This is a genomic window from Streptomyces sp. NPDC087428 (genome assembly GCF_044744085.1).
Lineage (GTDB): Bacteria > Actinomycetota > Actinomycetes > Streptomycetales > Streptomycetaceae > Streptomyces.
This window is the reverse complement of the sequence record NZ_JBIUXR010000015.1, coordinates 192,613-209,434: the sequence shown is the minus strand read 5'-3', so window position 1 is coordinate 209,434 and position 16,822 is coordinate 192,613. Positions and strand designations below refer to the sequence as shown.

Annotated in this window: 14 protein-coding genes; 9 read left to right on the top strand and 5 right to left on the bottom strand. The window is 70.7% G+C overall.

Annotated elements, in window-relative coordinates:
• Nucleotides 1-10 precede the first annotated feature (10 nt).
• The 5 genes from ACIO3R_RS30095 (at nt 11) to ACIO3R_RS30075 (ending at nt 5,707) form a co-directional block, all read left to right on the top strand.
• Complete coding sequence (locus ACIO3R_RS30095) at nt 11-1,441, top strand: hypothetical protein (RefSeq protein ID WP_402110115.1); 1,431 nt, start codon at nt 11-13, stop codon at nt 1,439-1,441.
• A complete protein-coding gene (locus tag ACIO3R_RS30090) occupies nt 1,441-2,457 on the top strand; it encodes a hypothetical protein (RefSeq protein WP_385030321.1) in 1,017 nt (338 codons plus the stop codon). The genes ACIO3R_RS30095 and ACIO3R_RS30090 overlap by 1 nt, the downstream gene beginning before the upstream one ends.
• Nucleotides 2,454-3,701, top strand: a complete 1,248-nt coding sequence (locus ACIO3R_RS30085; protein WP_402110113.1) for a carbohydrate ABC transporter substrate-binding protein — start codon at nt 2,454-2,456, stop codon at nt 3,699-3,701. Before ACIO3R_RS30090 ends, ACIO3R_RS30085 begins: the two co-directional genes overlap by 4 nt.
• Nucleotides 3,702-3,854: 153 nt before the next feature.
• Nucleotides 3,855-5,438 (top strand): acyl-CoA carboxylase subunit beta, encoded by a 1,584-nt coding sequence (locus ACIO3R_RS30080; RefSeq protein WP_362965350.1) that lies wholly within the window; start codon nt 3,855-3,857, stop codon nt 5,436-5,438.
• Between the two features lie 65 nt (nt 5,439-5,503).
• Nucleotides 5,504-5,707, top strand: coding sequence for an acyl-CoA carboxylase subunit epsilon (locus ACIO3R_RS30075; RefSeq protein WP_362965348.1), 204 nt, complete (start codon nt 5,504-5,506; stop codon nt 5,705-5,707).
• A 93-nt stretch (nt 5,708-5,800) separates the two neighbouring features.
• On the opposite strand, the gene ACIO3R_RS30070 is transcribed toward ACIO3R_RS30075, so the two are convergent.
• Nucleotides 5,801-7,954 carry an alpha-galactosidase gene (locus tag ACIO3R_RS30070; protein WP_402110111.1) on the bottom strand — a complete coding sequence of 718 codons (2,154 nt, stop codon included), beginning with the start codon at nt 7,952-7,954 and terminating at the stop codon, nt 5,801-5,803.
• Nucleotides 7,955-7,989: 35 nt separating this feature from the next.
• Nucleotides 7,990-9,210 (bottom strand): ROK family protein, encoded by a 1,221-nt coding sequence (locus tag ACIO3R_RS30065; RefSeq protein WP_385030327.1) that lies wholly within the window; start codon nt 9,208-9,210, stop codon nt 7,990-7,992.
• A gap of 115 nt (nt 9,211-9,325) precedes the next feature.
• Between ACIO3R_RS30065 and ACIO3R_RS30060 the strand changes: the two genes are divergently transcribed.
• The 4 genes from ACIO3R_RS30060 to ACIO3R_RS30045 all read left to right on the top strand — a co-directional run bounded on the left by ACIO3R_RS30060 (nt 9,326) and on the right by ACIO3R_RS30045 (nt 14,941).
• Entirely contained in the window at nt 9,326-10,609 is a 1,284-nt protein-coding gene (locus ACIO3R_RS30060) for an ABC transporter substrate-binding protein (protein ID WP_402110110.1), read from the top strand.
• 185 nt (nt 10,610-10,794) lie between these two features.
• Nucleotides 10,795-11,604 (top strand): carbohydrate ABC transporter permease, encoded by an 810-nt coding sequence (locus ACIO3R_RS30055; RefSeq protein ID WP_402110163.1) that lies wholly within the window; start codon nt 10,795-10,797, stop codon nt 11,602-11,604.
• A complete protein-coding gene (locus ACIO3R_RS30050) occupies nt 11,601-12,428 on the top strand; it encodes a carbohydrate ABC transporter permease (RefSeq protein WP_385030333.1) in 828 nt (275 codons plus the stop codon). The genes ACIO3R_RS30055 and ACIO3R_RS30050 overlap by 4 nt, the downstream gene beginning before the upstream one ends.
• Before the next feature lie 131 nt (nt 12,429-12,559).
• Nucleotides 12,560-14,941 (top strand): Ig domain-containing protein, encoded by a 2,382-nt coding sequence (locus ACIO3R_RS30045; protein WP_402110108.1) that lies wholly within the window; start codon nt 12,560-12,562, stop codon nt 14,939-14,941.
• A 117-nt stretch (nt 14,942-15,058) separates the two neighbouring features.
• On the opposite strand, the gene ACIO3R_RS30040 is transcribed toward ACIO3R_RS30045, so the two are convergent.
• The 3 genes from ACIO3R_RS30040 to ACIO3R_RS30030 all read right to left on the bottom strand — a co-directional run bounded on the left by ACIO3R_RS30040 (nt 15,059) and on the right by ACIO3R_RS30030 (nt 16,813).
• Nucleotides 15,059-15,640, bottom strand: a complete 582-nt coding sequence (locus ACIO3R_RS30040; protein ID WP_123461870.1) for an ATP/GTP-binding protein — start codon at nt 15,638-15,640, stop codon at nt 15,059-15,061.
• Nucleotides 15,621-16,310: a DUF742 domain-containing protein gene (locus ACIO3R_RS30035; RefSeq protein ID WP_385030340.1), complete on the bottom strand. Its 690-nt coding sequence runs from the start codon at nt 16,308-16,310 to the stop codon at nt 15,621-15,623. Before ACIO3R_RS30035 ends, ACIO3R_RS30040 begins: the two co-directional genes overlap by 20 nt.
• 89 nt (nt 16,311-16,399) lie before the next feature.
• Nucleotides 16,400-16,813, bottom strand: a complete 414-nt coding sequence (locus ACIO3R_RS30030) for a roadblock/LC7 domain-containing protein (RefSeq protein WP_037779127.1) — start codon at nt 16,811-16,813, stop codon at nt 16,400-16,402.
• Between the last annotated feature and the right edge of the window lie 9 nt (nt 16,814-16,822).

Below are 16,822 nucleotides of genomic sequence, written 5' to 3'. Positions count from 1 at the left end.
AGGCAGTCCCTTGGGAGTTCCCGACCCGTCGCCCGCCCTCCGGCTGCCCGTCGGCCTGAAGGTGTCCATCGACGTCCGGCGCGATCAGCAGCCGCATCACGACGCCCGCATCGATGCCCATCTGCGCGTCAAGGCGGTCGGGGTGGGGCCGAGCGACGAGGTGCCCGCCCCGGAACTCGCCGTCGTCCTCGCGCTGGACGTCGCCGCCGAGCGGCGGGAGGCCGCGGCCGCCGCGCTGGCCGCCGCCCTGCGCGCCCTGCCCGACGGCCTCTCCTTCACCGTCCTGGGCGGCGCCGACGCGAGCGGGGCACCGACCGGCTGCTACCCGCTGCGCGGCCGGTGGGCGCTGGCCGGCACGGCGGAGAAACGCCGGGCCGCCTTCAGCGCGGGCCGGATCGCCCCGGCCGCCGCCGGCCGGCCGCCCACCGGATACCCGGTCTGGCTCGCCGCCGCCCGCGACCTGTTCGCCGAGCGCCCGCTGCCGGTCCGCCACCTCCTCCTGATCACCGACGGGAGCAGCCACGACGAGGCGGACGACCCCGAGCTGCCCGACAGTGCGCTTCAGCACGAACTGGCCCGCTGCGCCGGGAGGTTCACCGCGGACGTCCTCGCGGTCGGCAGCCACTGGGACCCCGCCCCGCTGCTCGCCGTCGTCGAGCGGCTGCACGGCAGCCCCGTCGACGTGCCGGACCGCTTCGGCCCCGCGGTCACCGAGGCCGTGCAGCGGCTCCGCCGGGTCCGCAGCCCCGAACTGCCCGTCTCGGTGACCGTGCGCCCGGCGGTGCGCGAGGTGACGCTGACCGAGACCGCGCCCCGCCGGCAGACGCTCGAAGCCGTGCACAGGCCGGACGAGCCGCGCCGGTTCGACTTCCCCACCCACCAGTGGGAGCCGGGCACCCGCGACTACCTCCTCACCCTGCACGCCGACGCGAGCACCGACCCCCTGGGTGTACTGCTGCAACTGGCCACCGTCTCCATCGGCGACGCCACCGCGCCGCTCCTGGTCCGCTGGCTGCCGCCGGGAGTCGCGGTGGGAGCGGGCGCCACCGGCGGCGGGGGCGACACCCTCCAGGCGATGAACGTCGCCACGCAGATGCGGACCGCCCTCGACCGCGGATACCTCGCCCTGGACCCGCTGACCCGGGGCGAGGCCGAGCAGCAGTTCGGCCTCGCGGTCCGGCTGGCCAACGAGATCGGCGCCGCCTGGGTCCTGGACAAGGTCCGCGAGGTCGCCGAGATCCTGGACGGCTCCCGGGGCCTGGTCCGGGTCGGCCCGACCGTGGACCGGGGCACCGTCCGCAGGGGCCGGCTGCACATCGCCTCCGGCCATCTGCTGGACCTGCCCGAACACGCCACCGGGAAGCCCGTGAGATGCCCGGACTGCCGCCACCTCGCCGGGCCCCGCGCCCAGTACTGCATCGCCTGCGGAAGGCGGCTGTGATGCCCCGGCCGACGCGCGCCCCGCGGCCCCGGGGACGGAGCGGCTCGCGCACCAGACGCCTGCTCGAACTGCACCTGGCCGTCCTGGTGGTGACCGCGCTCGCCTCGATGACCGTCCTGCTCGCCTCCTACCGCGAGGTGCAGAACTCCGCGGGCGAGATGCGCACCCACGGCGCACCCGCCGTCCAGGGAGTCGCCGCCACCCAGCTCGCACTGCTCCGCGCCCATCAGGAGGCACAGGACTCCGTCAGCAGCGGCATCGACAACGTCATCGGCGCCGGGGCGCGGTACGAGAACCAGCTGGCCGCCGCCGACCAGGGCCTGTCCCGGCTCTCCGACGTACAGATCGACGGTGAACGCGGCCGGGGCGTGCTCAAAACGGTCAACGGCCTGCTGACCTCGTACAGCAGCTCCATGACGCCCGGCGCGGTCAAGTACGTGGACGACGACTTGATGCAGCGGGAGAAGTTCGACGAGGCCGAACGCATCCTCAGACGGGAGGGCACCGGAGTGGTGCCGCGCCTGGACGTCCTGCAGAAGCACCAGATGCAACGGGTCGGCAGGGTCAGCTCCATGGGGACGCTCCAGCAGACCGGCTGGGCCGTCGCCGAACTGGGCCTGCTGGTCCTGGCCCTGACCGCGCTCTCCGCGCTGTGGGTGCTGCGTGTCCGCTGCGGTCGCAGCCACGACCCCTGGCTGCTGCTGTCGCTGCTGGCGGCCGTCGCCCTGGCCGTCGTCCCGCTCTGGGCGACCACCGTCACCCAGGAACGGCTGGACACCGCCCGCGGCCGGCTGGTCGCGATCGAGCAGCGCGCCCACCAGGACGACCGCCGGGAGCTGGCCGGGTCCCAGCGGTTCGTCACCGCCGGCTCCACCGCCGTGCGCGGCGGGCTGGCCGCCCAGCCCTGGCAGAGCTGGACGTACTACGGGGCCCTGGGCGCCGGCGCGCTGATCGTCCTGCTGCCGGCCGTCGGTATCTGCCGACGGCTCAACGCCGACTACTGGAGGGCCGGATGACCCGGCGAACCCGCGCCCTGCTGTTCGTCCTCGCCGTGCTCCTAACCGCCTCCGGCTGCGGGCTCTCGGCCCCCGGCGGCAGCGACGAGGAACCGAAGGTGACGATCCTCGGCCCCTGGACCGACGACCAGGAACGGCACTTCAAGGAGGTGCTGGACGGCTTCGGTATCCCGTACACCTACCAGGGGACCGCCGCCACCCGCGAGGTGCTGCTCGCCGAGGTGCAGGCCGGCAACCCGCCCGACATCGCGATCCTGCCGGGCGTCGGCGAGCTCGTCGAGTACGCCGCCGAGGACCGGCTGCTCCCGTTGAGCGGGCTGTACGACCCCACGGAGTACGGGAGCCCCTGGCGGCCCCGCGCGCAGGGCGTGGGCGACGATCTGTGGGTACCGCTCAAGGCCGACCTCAAGTCGATCGTCTGGTACCGCGAGGACGGGGAGGGCGCCGCCCCGGGCCGGTATCCCGCGCCGCTGAAGTCCTGGTGCATCGGCATGGGCGACGACGGCTCCTCCGGCTGGCCCGGCAGCGACTGGATCGAGGACCTCATCCTCCAGCGCGCGGGCCCGGTGCTCTACGCGCGCTGGGCGACCGGCGACCTGAAGTGGACCGACGACCACGTGGCCGGCGCCTGGACCGCCTGGGCCGGGCTGCTCGCCCAGGACCGGGACGCGGCCCGCAGCGCGCTGTTGGACGACCACCGCGGTCCGGTCGGCGGCCACGGGCTGCTCTTCGGCGGTGGCTGCGACCTGGAGCACCAGGGCTCCTTCGCCCGCGCCTTCTACGGGGACCGCGAGGAGCCGGCCGGCTTCGTGGACTCGGCGAGCCTGCTGCCCGGCGGCCCGTACACGGTGAAGGCCCACGAGGTCTCGGCCGACTTCGCCGCGCTGTTCGGCCGGAGCGGCCGGGCCCGTGACATGATCAGGCGGCTCGCCTCCAGGGACGGCCAGGAGGACTGGGGGCGCAAGGGCGGGGTGTTCTCACCGAACGCGGCGGTCCCGGCCAAGGAGGGCGCGGTCGAGAAGCGGATCAGCGGCCGCTTCACCGATCAGCGGGTGCCGCTCTGCCTGGACGCCTCCGACGTCATGCCGGCCGCCGTGCGGGACGCGTTCTACGAGGCGGTGCTGCTGACCGTCGCACATCCGGAGCAACCGGTACGGGAGCGGCTGGAAGGCATCCAGAAGGTCCAGGACGCCCAGTCGTCCGACACCCCCCGGCTGACCGGGGTGTGCGGCAGACCACAGTGATCCCCTGTGGGGTTCCCACAAACGGCGAGGGGTGCGGGCTAGCACTTCGCCTGCATGGCCCACGGCTTCTGTCAGGCTCCACCAGGAAACCGGGCAGGAGACTGTACGGAGTCGACGGCAGGGTTTTCTTGTTGGGCTTCGTAGGGTCGGTACATGACCGTTGTGGACGAAACCCCGGGCGAGCCGAGCGACACCCGTGGCCGTGTGGCCGAACTGCTGGCACTGCGCGAGCAGGCCCGGCGCGGACCGAGTGACCGGGCGACCGAGGCGCAGCACGCCAAGGGAAAGCTGACGGCACGTGAGCGCATCGAGCTGCTCGTGGACCCGGACTCGTTCCGGGAGGTCGAGCAGCTGCGCCGGCACCGGGCGACCGGCTTCGGCCTGGAGGCGAAGAAGCCGTACACCGACGGTGTCATCACCGGCTGGGGCACGGTCGAGGGCCGCACCGTCTTCGTCTACGCGCACGACTTCCGGATCTTCGGCGGCGCGCTGGGCGAGGCCCACGCCACCAAGATCCACAAGATCATGGACATGGCCATCTCGGCCGGTGCCCCGCTGGTCTCCCTGAACGACGGCGCCGGCGCCCGTATCCAGGAGGGCGTCTCGGCGCTCGCCGGGTACGGCGGCATCTTCCAGCGCAACACCCGGGCCTCCGGTGTCATCCCGCAGATCAGCGTGATGCTGGGCCCGTGCGCGGGCGGCGCGGCCTACAGCCCGGCCCTCACGGACTTCGTCTTCATGGTCCGTGAGACCTCGCAGATGTTCATCACCGGACCGGACGTCGTGAAGGCGGTCACCGGCGAGGAGATCACCCAGAACGGCCTCGGCGGCGCCGATGTGCACGCCGAGACCTCGGGCGTCGCGCACTTCGCGTACGACGACGAGGAGACCTGCATCGCCGAGGTCCGCTACCTGATCGGGATGCTGCCCTCGAACAACCGTGAGAACCCGCCCACGGTCGCGAGTGACGACCCGGCCGACCGGCGCGGCGACGTCCTGCTGGATCTGGTGCCCGCAGACGGCAACCGCCCGTACGACATGCACAAGGTCATCGAGGAGCTCGTCGACGACGGCGACTACCTGGAGATCCACGAGCGCTGGGCCCGCAACATCATCTGCGCCCTGGCCCGCCTCGACGGCCAGGTCGTCGGCATCGTCGCGAACCAGCCGCAGGCCCTGGCCGGTGTCCTGGACATCGAGGCGAGCGAGAAGGCCGCCAGGTTCGTCCAGATGTGTGATGCCTTCAACATCCCCATCGTCACTCTTTTGGACGTACCCGGCTTCCTGCCCGGTGTGGATCAGGAGCACGGTGGAATCATCCGGCACGGGGCGAAGCTGCTCTACGCCTACTGCAACGCCACGGTGCCGAGGATCTCGCTGATCCTGCGCAAGGCCTACGGCGGTGCGTACATCGTCATGGACAGCCAGTCCATCGGCGCCGACCTCACCTATGCCTGGCCCACCAACGAGATCGCGGTGATGGGCGCCGAGGGCGCCGCCAACGTCATCTTCCGTCGGCAGATCGCCGATGCCGAGGACCCCGAGGCCATGCGGACCCGCATGGTCAAGGAGTACAAGGCCGAACTCATGCATCCGTACTACGCCGCGGAGCGCGGCCTGGTCGACGACGTCATCGACCCCGCCGAGACCCGCGAGGTCCTGATCGCCTCGCTCGCCATGCTCCGGTCCAAGCACGCCGACCTGCCATCCCGCAAGCACGGCAACCCGCCGCAGTAGTCCGCGGCCCCGCAGTATCCCTGCAAGGCCCCGCGAAGACCTGCCGAGAAGACGGAGAGACATTCATGAGCACTGCCGCCGAGTCCGTGCTGCGCGTCGAGAAGGGTCTTGCCGACCCCGAGGAGCTGGCCGCCATAACCGCGGTCCTGCTCGCCCGCGCCGCCGCCCAGCCCGCAGCCGCCCCCACCCACCGAGGCCGTAACACCGCCGGCTGGCGCCGCCTGGAGCGCACCCCCGGCTTCCGGGCCCCCCACAGCTGGCAGGGCTGAGCCGGGAAACCGTCGCCCACCACCCCCGGACACAGCGGGGGCGGTGGGCGACAGCATGTCCCGGGCCTGGCCGGACCGGCGGCGGAGGCCGGATCAGACGGCGCGCAGGTGGACCAGCGCCGCGCTCTGAGGCGCCCGCGCCGGACCTGGCAGTCCCAGTGCTCCGAGCGCCGCGCCGGTGGCCCGGACGCCCGTGACCTCCCAGCTCACCGCCGGGTCCGCCGGTGCGACGAGCGAGGCGTGGTAGGTCCGGTCCGGGGCGAGGCCCGGGACGCGGAGCCGCGGTGGTGTGGGCACGATCTCGTCGAGCTGGGCGTAGGAGAAGAGCGCCTCCGAGCGGTCCCGGGCGACCACTCCATGGGCGAGCAGACCTTCGGGCAGTTCGACGCGGGTCAGCCGGCCCGTGTGCAGGAGCGTGCGGTGCCGCTTGTACAGACCGATCCAGCACGCGAGACGGTCCAGCTCCTCGGCCGGCACCTTCGTCAGGTCCCACTGGACGCCGAACTGGCCGAAGAAGGCCGTGGCCGCGCGCAGGTCCAGGTTGCTGGTCCGGCCGGTCTGGTGGGAGACCGGCGCGGCGACATGAGCGCCCAGGTACTCCAGGGGGGCGAGTTGGGCGCTCCAGTGCTGGATCGGCTGGCGGGACAGCGGATCGGTGACGTCGGAGGTCCAGACGCTCTGGACCCGTTCGAGCACGTCCAGGTCGATCCTGCCGCCTCCGGAGGCACAGCTCTCCCACGAGATGCCCGGATGGCGGCGGGCCAGCTCGTCGAGGAGCTCGCGGAAGGCGAGGGTCTGCCGCCGTGACGCGGGCCGGCCGGAGCCGCGCGAGTCACCGCCGTCGATCTGGTCGCGGTTGTGGTCCCACTTGACGAAGTCGATCCGGTGCGCCGCCGCCAGACGGCCGAAGGAGTCGAGCAGGTGGTTCCGCACGTCCTCCCGGCCGAGATCGAGCAGGTAGCAGTTGCGTTCCAGCACCGGCGTCCGGTCGCCCGTCCGCAGAATCCAGTCGGGATGGTCGCGGTGGACCGCGGAGTTCGGATTGACGGCCTCCGGCTCCCACCAGAGCCCGAACTCCATCCCCTTCCCGTGCACCCGGTCCACCAGCGGCGCCAGCCCGTGCGGCCACACCGCCGGGTCCGGGGTCCAGTCACCCAGGCCGTCGTCGAGGGAGGTGCGGCCAGCGAACCACCCGTCGTCGAGCACGAATCGCTCGGCACCCAGTTCGGCAGAGACGTCGACCAGCGCGGTCAGCACGGAGAGGCCGTGGTCGAGGTAGACCGCTTCCCACGGGTTGAACATGACGGGTGCGGGCGACGACGGATGGGCCGCGAGCGAACGGACGTACTGATGGGTCGCGTCCGCCAGTCCGTCGAGGCCGCGTGCGGACGCGGTCACGTGCACCCAGGGCGTCGCGTACGTCTCGCCCTCCGCGAGGACCAGCTCGCCCGGGTGCAGCAACTCGCCGGCCCGGACGACGGCGGTGCCGGAGCTGAGCTGCTCGACCGCGTACCGGTGGTTGCCGCTCCAGGCGAGGTGGACGCCGAGCACCTCGCCCTCGCCGTATCCGAAGCCGGGGGTACCGACCACGACGAGACCCGTGCCGTCGAGAACCCGCATGCCGCGGCGGTGCTCCCGGACCCACTGCCCGTCCGCGAGGGCACGGCGCTGGGGCTGCCGCTCGCGGGCCCAGCGGCCGGTGAAGTCGAGGATCTCGCCGGCGCCGGTCGGAGCGGGGACGACCACGTCGAGCGCGTCGACCACGTAGGGGCCGGCGCCGGTGTTGGTCAGTACGTGCCGCAGGCGGAGCCCTCCCCCCGGGACGGCTTCGGCCTCGAAGCGCAGATCGAGTCCCGCTGCCGCGTCGGTGGCCCGGACCACGAGTGAGCCGTCGTCGCACCGCACCGAGCCGGGGCCGAACGCGGTGGACCAGTCGCTGCCCGGTCCTTCGGGGCCGACCCGGTGGCCGAGGAGCGCGGGCCGTCCGAGGTAGCCGCGCGCGTGCTCCGGGAGCACGCTGACCGGTGAGCCGGTCAGCCAGGAGTTCCAGGCCGTGGTCTCGACCGAGGCCGGGAGCGTCAGGGACCGGACGTCCGCCGCCGACAGGGGGAGCCCCACCCACCCGATATCGGGCAGGCCGTCCGCCCTCGGCAGCAGGACCATCGTCGTGGTCTCGGTCCCGCCGGATCCGGAGAGGGACACGGGGGCGGTGGGCGCGGGCACGGCAACGCGTCCGGGCTCGATCATTCGGTGACTCCCTGGTGCGGTGAGAAAGGGGTGGATCAGGCCTGCACTGCGAGCAGGCGTTCCTTGAGGTCGTCGAGGGCCAGCCGGGCGGCGCCGAGGGCGACGGACTCGTCGCCGAGCAGCGACACACGGAACTCCGGGCTGTTGAGGGAGGTCGCGGCCAAGTGCCGCCCGAAGGGACCGCCGAGCACGTCCCCCGCGCGGGACAGGCCGCCGCCGAGCACGACGAGATCGGGGTCGACGGCGTGGACCAGCACGGAGGCGCCGAGGGCGAGGGCCTCGGCGACGCGGTCGACGGTGCGTACCGCGGCGCGGTCGCCGTTCGCGGCCGCTTCGAAGAGCGCGCGGACGTTGCCGCTGGTGGATTCCTCGGCGGCCGAGCCGGCGAGCCTGCGGCTCTCGCGGTCGAGCTGCGTCATCGCTTCGGCCCACCCCAGGATCTTCATGGAACCGACGGACGCCGCCAGGCCGTGCCGGCCGTTGTGGATCTGCCCGTTGATGACGATCGCGGCCCCGAGGCGGCGGCCGGCGTGCATGTAGACCAGGTCACGCGCCCCGGCGCCGCCCTGCCACTGCTCGGCCACCGCCGCGAGGTGGATGTCGTTGGAGACCAGCACGTCGCGTTTGAAGCGCTCCGACACCTCCGACACCACGTCGATCCTGTCGAAACCCGGCAGTGAGTAGACGTCCAGGTCCTGGCCCGCGGGAACGGTACGGATGTCCATGACCTCGGAGCCGTTGGCCCCCACACCGGTGATGCCGCAGGCCACCGAGCGGATGTGGTCCCTGTCCGTCCCGGTCTGCCGGAGCGTGGCCTCGACCAGGCGCGCCGCGGCCCCGATGCGCCCGCCCGGTCCGATGCGTGAGTCGACGCTGCGTCTGCGCACCGCCAGGACGTTTCCGCGCAGGTCGCAGACGACCACGGCCACCTTGTGGGCGCCGATGTCGACCCCGACGACGGCGAAGTTCTCGGCCACGACCTCGTAGCGCCGGGCCGGCCGTCCGGCCGACCGCTCCCCGTTCGGACGGTCGAGCGCCTCGCGGACGAAGCCCTCGTCCAGCAGCGTCGCCACCAGGTCCTCGGCGGTGGGGCGGGACACCCCGACGACCGACCGCACATCACTGACCGTCAGCGACGCGGCGTCGAGGAAGGCTCGCACCGTGGCGGAGAGATTGAGCCTGCGCAGGAGGTGGGCATCGCCTGCACGGCCTGAGGGAGTTGCGCGGTCCCGGGTTTCACCGATGTCTTGACTCACGGCGGCACGGTATCTAAATTGACGCCGCAACAGCAATATTGACAAGCAACTTACTTATCTAAATTCTGGCCGAGCGACATCCCATCCGGTGGGTTCGACCAGCGAGGAGGGCCTCATGAGCAAGCGAGCCAACTGGGTCGCTGCAACAGCGGCATTGGGCCTGGTCGCACTGACCGGCTGTGCCGTCGGCGGCGGGAGCGAAGGCGGAAACGGTTCGGGCGGTGACGTGACGTTGAGCCTGCTCACCTTCGAGACCCCCAACCTCACCGCCTCCTACTGGGACGACATCATCGCCAGGACCAGCGCCAAGGTGCCGGGGGTGAAGATCAAGAAGCTCGTCGCGCCGAGTGCCGAGCAGCGCAACGAGTACACGCGCCAGCTCGACTCGACCGGGGCGCTGCCCGACATCATGGTCGCGATCGACCCCGCCGGACTGGCGGAGGGCGGCAGGCTGGCCCAGTTCAGCAAGAAGGAACTGGCGGACTGGACCAGCCCGGACGCGAACAGCTTCAACGGCAAGATCTACCAGCTGCCCACCAACTCGCAGACCTGGCAGATCTACTACCGCAAGGCGGACTTCGAGAAGGCGGGCATCACCACTCCTCCGAAGAAGTGGGACGACCTGCTCGCCGCGGTCGGCAAGCTCAAGGCGGCGGACATCAAGCCGTTCGTCATCGGCGGGGGTGCACCGGACGGCCTCGGACCGCGATGGACCTTCGCCCAGCTGGTGGCCGACGAGGTCTACGCCAAGGACCCGAAGTGGCTCGACAGGCTGACCGCGGGCAAGACCGACTTCAGCGACCCGCTGTTCGTCAACGCCGCGACCAAGATGAGGGCACTGGCGGGCAAGGAGAACGTCGACAACCTGTCAGCCACCTACCCCCAGGCGCAGGAAGCCTTCCTCAAGGGCAAGGGCGCCATGTACCCGATGGGCTCGTGGTTCCCGGCGTCCCCGGACAAGGCGCGGCAGAAGGAGTTCGGCGCCTTCCCCATGCCCACGCAGGACGGCTCGCTCGTCATGCCCGTGTACACCGGCGGTGGACTGTCGGTGAGCGCCAAGTCCCCTGACGTCGCGAAGGCCAAGAAGTGGGCCGTCGAGTTCTCGAAGCTGAACGCCGACGGCGGGGCGAAGTACGACGGCCTGTTCGTCGCGCTCAAGGGCTACAAGCCGCCGGCCGGCCTGCCGGCGCTGTACAACACCACCCTCGGTCTCTACGAGAAGTCCCAGGCCGGCGGGACCGTGACGCCGAGCTTCGGGAACGAGGCCGGTGTCCCGGCCCTGCCGTCGGGCTTCATACCCAAGGTCGACGCGGCGCTGAACGATCTCCTCAACGGCCGTGCCGACGTGCATGAGTTCGTCGCGACGCTGAACACGAAGTACAAGGAGCTCGCGAAGTGAGGCACCCCTTGCCCGCCCGGACGGGGACCGTCACCGGCAAAGGAACGCCGCGGCCCCTCAAGCCGCAGGCCGGTCCGGTCCCGTCCGGGCGCGCGGGTGGGCCGCACCGGCGCCGCACCTGGACGTGGTCGTCGCTGGGCGCCGGTGCCGTGTTCGTCCTGCCGACCCTCGCGATCTTCTCCGCGATGGTCCTGGCGCCCATTCTGTGGACCCTCTGCACCGGGCTGACCGATGAGCGCGCCACCCGCCCGGAGACCTCGTTCATCGGCCTGGAGAACTACGGTTTCCTCCTCAGGAACGAGGAGTTCCGGCACTCCCTGTGGAACACCGTGGTGATCACGGTGATCGTGGTGCTGCTGACGAACCTGCTCGGTCTCGCGATCGCCCTGCTGCTGAGCCGGCAGGGCCGGCTCTACAGCCTGCTCCGCAGCGTCTACTTCACACCGGTGATCCTCTCCGCTGTCGTGGTGTCGGTGATCGGACGCTCGATCCTGGCGGACGACGGCCTGCTGAACAGCGCGCTCGTCTCGCTGGGGGTCGAACACCCGCCGGGCTGGCTCACGGATCCGTCGTACGCGATCTACTCCGTCTCCGGGATCATGGTCTGGCAGCTGCTCGGCTTCGCCGTCGTGGTCTACCTCGCCGGGCTCGCGGGAATCCCCGCCGAGCTCGACGAGGCGGCGAGCCTCGACGGCGCCGGCCCCTGGCAGCAGTTCCGCGCGATCACCTGGCCGCTGCTCGCACCCTCGCTGACGATCAACACCGTGATGCTGATGATCAGCTCGTTCAAGGTCTACGACCAGATCGCCGTGCTCACCAACGGCGGCCCCGGCACCGACGGCACGGCCACCGTGGCCTTCGAGGTGATCCGCACCGCCTTCTCCGAGCAACGCCCGGGAGTGGCGTCCGCGATGGCCGGGATCATGCTCGTCGTCGTCTCGGCCGCGAGCGTGACGACGCTCAAGCTCCTGCAACGACGAGAGGTCAACCTGTGAACTCCCGAACGCCGTGGATACGGCCGCTCCTGGCCACCGGCGTGGCGGCCGTCTTCTGCATGCCGCTCTACGTGGCGCTGGTCAACGTCTTCAAACCCAGCTCCGAGGTCGTGTCATCGCCGCTGGCGCTCCCGCTTCCGCCGACCCTCGACAACCTCGGACATGTGTTGAGCCGGCCGGACGGACTGTTCTGGTACGGCCTCGTCAACTCGGTCATCCTGACCGCGGCGTCGATCCTCATCACCACCGTGCTGGCCGCGATGTCCGCGTACCACCTCGTGCGGTCGGACCGCTGGTGGAGCCGCGTCGTCCTCGGCGTCATGCTGTCCGGCCTGATGATCCCGCCCGCGGTGATCATGCTTCCGATCACGCGGATCCTCGACGCCGTCGGCCTGCTGCACACGATGCCGGGCGCCGTGCTGGTCGACGTCGGGTACTACCTGCCGTTCGCCGTGTTCGTCTTCATGGGCTTCATCCGCTCGATCCCGCGCGAACTCGAAGAGGCCGCGGCGGTCGACGGAGCCGGCCGGTTCCGGATCTTCTGGCAGATCGTCTTCCCGCTGCTGCGGCCCGCGTCGGCCAGCGTGCTGATCTTCCTCGGGGTCTGGGTCTGGAACGACTTCCTCACCCCCCTGCTCGTCCTGGGCCCGGGGGCCGGGAACACCGTGACGGTCGGGATCTTCCGCTCCATCGGCCCCTACCAGCAGGACTTCGGGGCGGTGTTCGCGTTCATGCTGCTCGCCACCCTGCCCGTCCTGGCCTTCTACCTCGCCTTCCAGAAGCAGTTCGTCCGTGGCCTGACCGGGGGTGCCACGAAGGGATGACCGGCACAGCGGCCGGTGCAGCAGTTTCCGTCGAGAGTGACAGGAGCAACATCATGCGGTTCCCCGCACGCGCAGTCAGATCACAGTCCCCCCGCAGGCGGCCCGAGCGGCGTCGGCGCACGGCCGGTTCCGTGGCACTGGTGATGCTGACCGCCGGCATCCTGCCCGCGGCCGGCGCACAGTCGGCGCAGGCACGACCCGGCGGAGGGACTCCGTCGATCGAGGTCCGGGCCGGCTATCTGGACCTGGAGCTCGACAGAACAGGGACGGTCGTGGGCCTGGAGGACGTCAGGACCGGGGTCGACCACCTCGCGGCCGGTCATGCGGCGTCCCTGGTCAGCCTGGTCATCGACGGCAAGCAGCAGCGGCCGACCACGGTTCACCGTTCCGGACCCGGGGGCCGGATGCTCACGTTCCGGAACCAGGCGGCGCACTGGAAGATCCAGGTGAAGCTGGTCACCGGGCTCGGTGGCTACACCACGTTCGAAGCGGTCGACGTCGATGTGCCGAAGGGCGTCGATGTGCAGACCCTGCTCTGGGGCCCGCTGGCCACGTCGATCTCCAAGACGGTCGGCACATCGGTGGGCGTGGTCCGCGACGACGATTTCGCCATCGGGCTCCGGCCGCTGACCGACCGTACCGAAGGCGCCTGGCCGCAGGAGGACCAGGGCATGGGCTGGGAGAGCGAGGTCAAGCACGATCCGGACCAGGTGAGCGTGGGTTCCCTGGAGGAGTGGAGCGCGGCGGGCGTGACCCCCTGGGGTTCCGTACTGCGCGCCTTCACCTTCGACTACACCAAGGAACGCCACCGCGAGGTACGCGGCTATCCGATCCCGGTCGGACCGCTGCCCGGCCGCGACGCCGGGATCGCCGGTTCCAAGATCGCACTCTTCGGAGCCTCGCCCGAAGCGACGCCGACGGTTCTGTCCAACATCGCGAAGGGCGAGAAGCTGCCCTACCCGAAGCTGGACGGACAGTGGCAGAAGGCCTCCCAGGCGAGCAGCCAGTCCTGGCTGGTGCTCGGCGACCTGGAGACCGGCAACATTCCGGCGGCCGCCCGGTTCGCCAAGGCGGCCGGCATGAACCGGATCTACTCGCTGACCAGCAGCTACGGCCCGTGGAAGTCGAGCGGCCACTACCAGTTCGACTCCAGCCTGGGCGGGAGTGACGCCGGGGCCGCGGCGGCCGTGGACATCGCCAGGGCGAACGGTGTGCAGCTCGGCGTGCACACCTTGTCGGACTTCGTCAGCACCGGTGACGAGCCCTACGACTGGGCCTGGTTCCCGCGGGACGCCTATCTCGAGCCGCCCGCCGACAACCGCCTCGTGATGGGAGGCACCGCCTCGCTCACCCGTCCGCTGACGGCCGGCGACACCACCCTGTACCTCGACGACGGCGCGCTGCTCGCCGCGGGACCGAGCTACAGCCTCCTGCGCGTCGGGGACGAGTTCGTCAGCTACGGAACGGCAGAGCAGGTGGGGAAGGAGTGGAAGGTGACCGGTGTGCAGCGCGCGCGCTGGGGATCGGTCGCTGTCTCCCACCCCGAGGGCGACCGCACCGGCCGAGTCATGGCCAACAGCTACGGTGGCGCGATCGGCGGTCATGCCGTCCTCGACGAGATCAGCGACCGGCTGACCACCGCCTGGAACACCACCGGCATCACCGGTATGTCGTGGGACGGCCTGGAGTCGGCTTCGGAGTCCGGCTGGGGCGCCTACGGCATGGCTCACCTCGTGAACAAGACGTTCCGGCGCGTCGATGCCAAGGACGGATTCATCTCCGAGACCAGCCGGATGACCTCGAACACCTGGGACGCGCTGACCCGGGCCAGCTGGGGCGAGGTCGGCAGCACCTCGATGGAGCAGGTGCTCGCCAACAACAAGTACCTCCAGGCGAACTACCTCCCCGGCATGCTCGGCTGGATCAGCCTCAACGGCACGGACAGCGTGCTCACCACGGAGTGGAAGCTGGCCCGCGGCGCCGGCCTGAACGCCGGGACGGGTTACCAGAGTTCGGTCTCCCGCCTCGAATCGGGCGGCGAGAACACCGCACGGCTGCTCGACGCCATTCAGCAGTGGGAGACGGCACGCAACCTGGGCGCGTTCACCGAGAAGCAGCGGGCGCGGTTCCGTGACCTGACGACGAACTGGCACCTGAGCGTGGTCGAGCCGGGCAAGAGCTGGTCCCTTCAGGAGCTGGACGCCGACGGCAAGCCGGTCGGCGCTCCCGAGGCGGTCGTCGCCCCGACCCCGGAGCTCGACGCCGGACCGCTGCCCGCGGCGGCCCGGGGCGCCCTGTACGAGGCGACCGTGAAGACCAACACGCCGGCGACCACGCGATACGCGGTGACCTCGGGGTCCTTGCCCGCGGGCCTCGTGCTCAACGCGGACACCGGCGGCATCGTGGGGACACCGGCCAGGGCGGGAACGGCACGGTTCACGGTCTCGGCGTACCAGGGCTCCGGCGGGCCGACGGCTCGGCGCGACTACGTGATCGCGGTCGGCAGGCACTGATCCGGCAGGGGGCCATCGGGAGATCGAGGAGGTAGCACGGCCGAACGCCCGGCGCACCACACGAAAGGCCCCGCGCTCCCGGAGGAGTGCGGGGCCTCACGTACATCGGGGGCGCCCCTACCGCAGGCGCGCCATCAACGCGTGCTCCACCAAAGTGATCAACGCGCTCTTCGCATCTGCCCGATGCCGCGCGTCCGTGACCAGAATGGGCGTGTCGGGTCCGATCTGGAGCGCTTCGCGCACCTCGTCGGGGGTGTAGGGCTGGTGTCCGTCGAAGCCGTTGAGGGCGATGACGAAGGGGAGTCCGCTGTTCTCGAAGTAGTCGACGGCGGGGAAGCAGTCGGCGAGTCGGCGGGTGTCCACCAGCACGACGGCGCCGATGGCGCCGCGTACGAGGTCGTCCCACATGAACCAGAAGCGGTCCTGTCCCGGGGTACCGAAGAGGTACAGGATCAGGTCCTGGTCCAGGGTGATGCGTCCGAAGTCCATGGCCACCGTCGTGGTGGTCTTGTCCCCGGTGTGTGTGAGGTCGTCGATGCCCGCGGATGCGGACGTCATCACGGCTTCGGTGCGCAGCGGATTGATCTCCGAAACGGCACCGACAAACGTGGTCTTACCCACGCCGAAGCCCCCTGCCACCACGATCTTCGCCGAGGTAGTGGAGCGGGCCGCTCCGCCGCTAGAGCTTGCGAAGTCCACTGAGCACCCTTTCGAGCAGTGTCACATCTGGCTGGCCGCCGGCGGACTCTTCGCCGCCGGGCTGGTGGATAGCGACGAGTCCGGCCTCTGCCAGGTCGGCTACGAGGATCCGGGCAACGCCGAGAGGGATCGAGAGCAGGGCCGAAATCTCGGCCACTGACTTGATCTCGATGCACAGCCGGCAGATCCGCTGGTGCTCGGGCAACTGCCCTTGCAGCCGGGACGGATCAGCCGTAGTACTGACCAACGCCTCAATGGCGAGTTGGTAGCGCGGTCGGGTCCGTCCACCTGTCATGGCGTACGGCCGGACCAGCGGATTGTGCGCCGCGGGAGCATCCGGCTCGGGGGCCCACCGGGGCTCCACCGGCTGGATACGGGGCGGCGGCTGCGGGGAGTCGTACCGGTGGGGGCGCTGCGGCCGCTGGGGCTGCTGCGGCTGCTGAGGCCACTGCGAACCCTGCGTGTTCTGCGGCCAGTCGTCCGAGCCCCGCGTGTCCTGCTGCGGCCAGTCGTCCGAGCCCTGAGCGCGCCTTGCCTGCCGGAACGGCCGGAACGGCTGCTGCCCGTCCTGTCTGCCGGACGAGGAGGGGGAGTCGAAGCCGTCGCCCCTGTGCTCACCCGGTACCTGCTGACCACCGTTGAACTGGTGTCCGCCTGGGGGTGTACCCACGATTCCTCCTCCGCCTGCCGGTCCCGGTCCCAGTGGGTCCGCGCCACCGCACCTTATGGCGCGGTGACGTGAAACGCACTGTCTGTCTACTAGTTAAGAAGACTTCCCTGTAGTTCGGCGCGGAGGTCCGGAGTGAGGACACCACCGGCGCGATCGACCAGAAGTGCCATTTCGTACCCAACCAGACCGATATCGGCATCCGGGTGTGCAAGAACGGCCAAGGAAGATCCGTCGGAGACGGACATGATGAAGAGGAATCCTCGCTCCATCTCCACAACTGTCTGATTCACGGCGCCGCCCTCGAAGATCCGGGAGGCACCCGCGGTCAGCGAGGTCAGACCGGAGGCGACAGCCGCCAGCTGGTCGGCGCGGTCGCGCGGAAATCCCTCGGACATCGCCAGCAGCAGGCCGTCCGCGGAGACCACCACCGTGTGCGACACCCCGGGGGTGTTGTCCACGAAGTTGGTGATCAACCAGTTCAGATTCTGCGCCGCCTGGCTCATCGGGCTCAC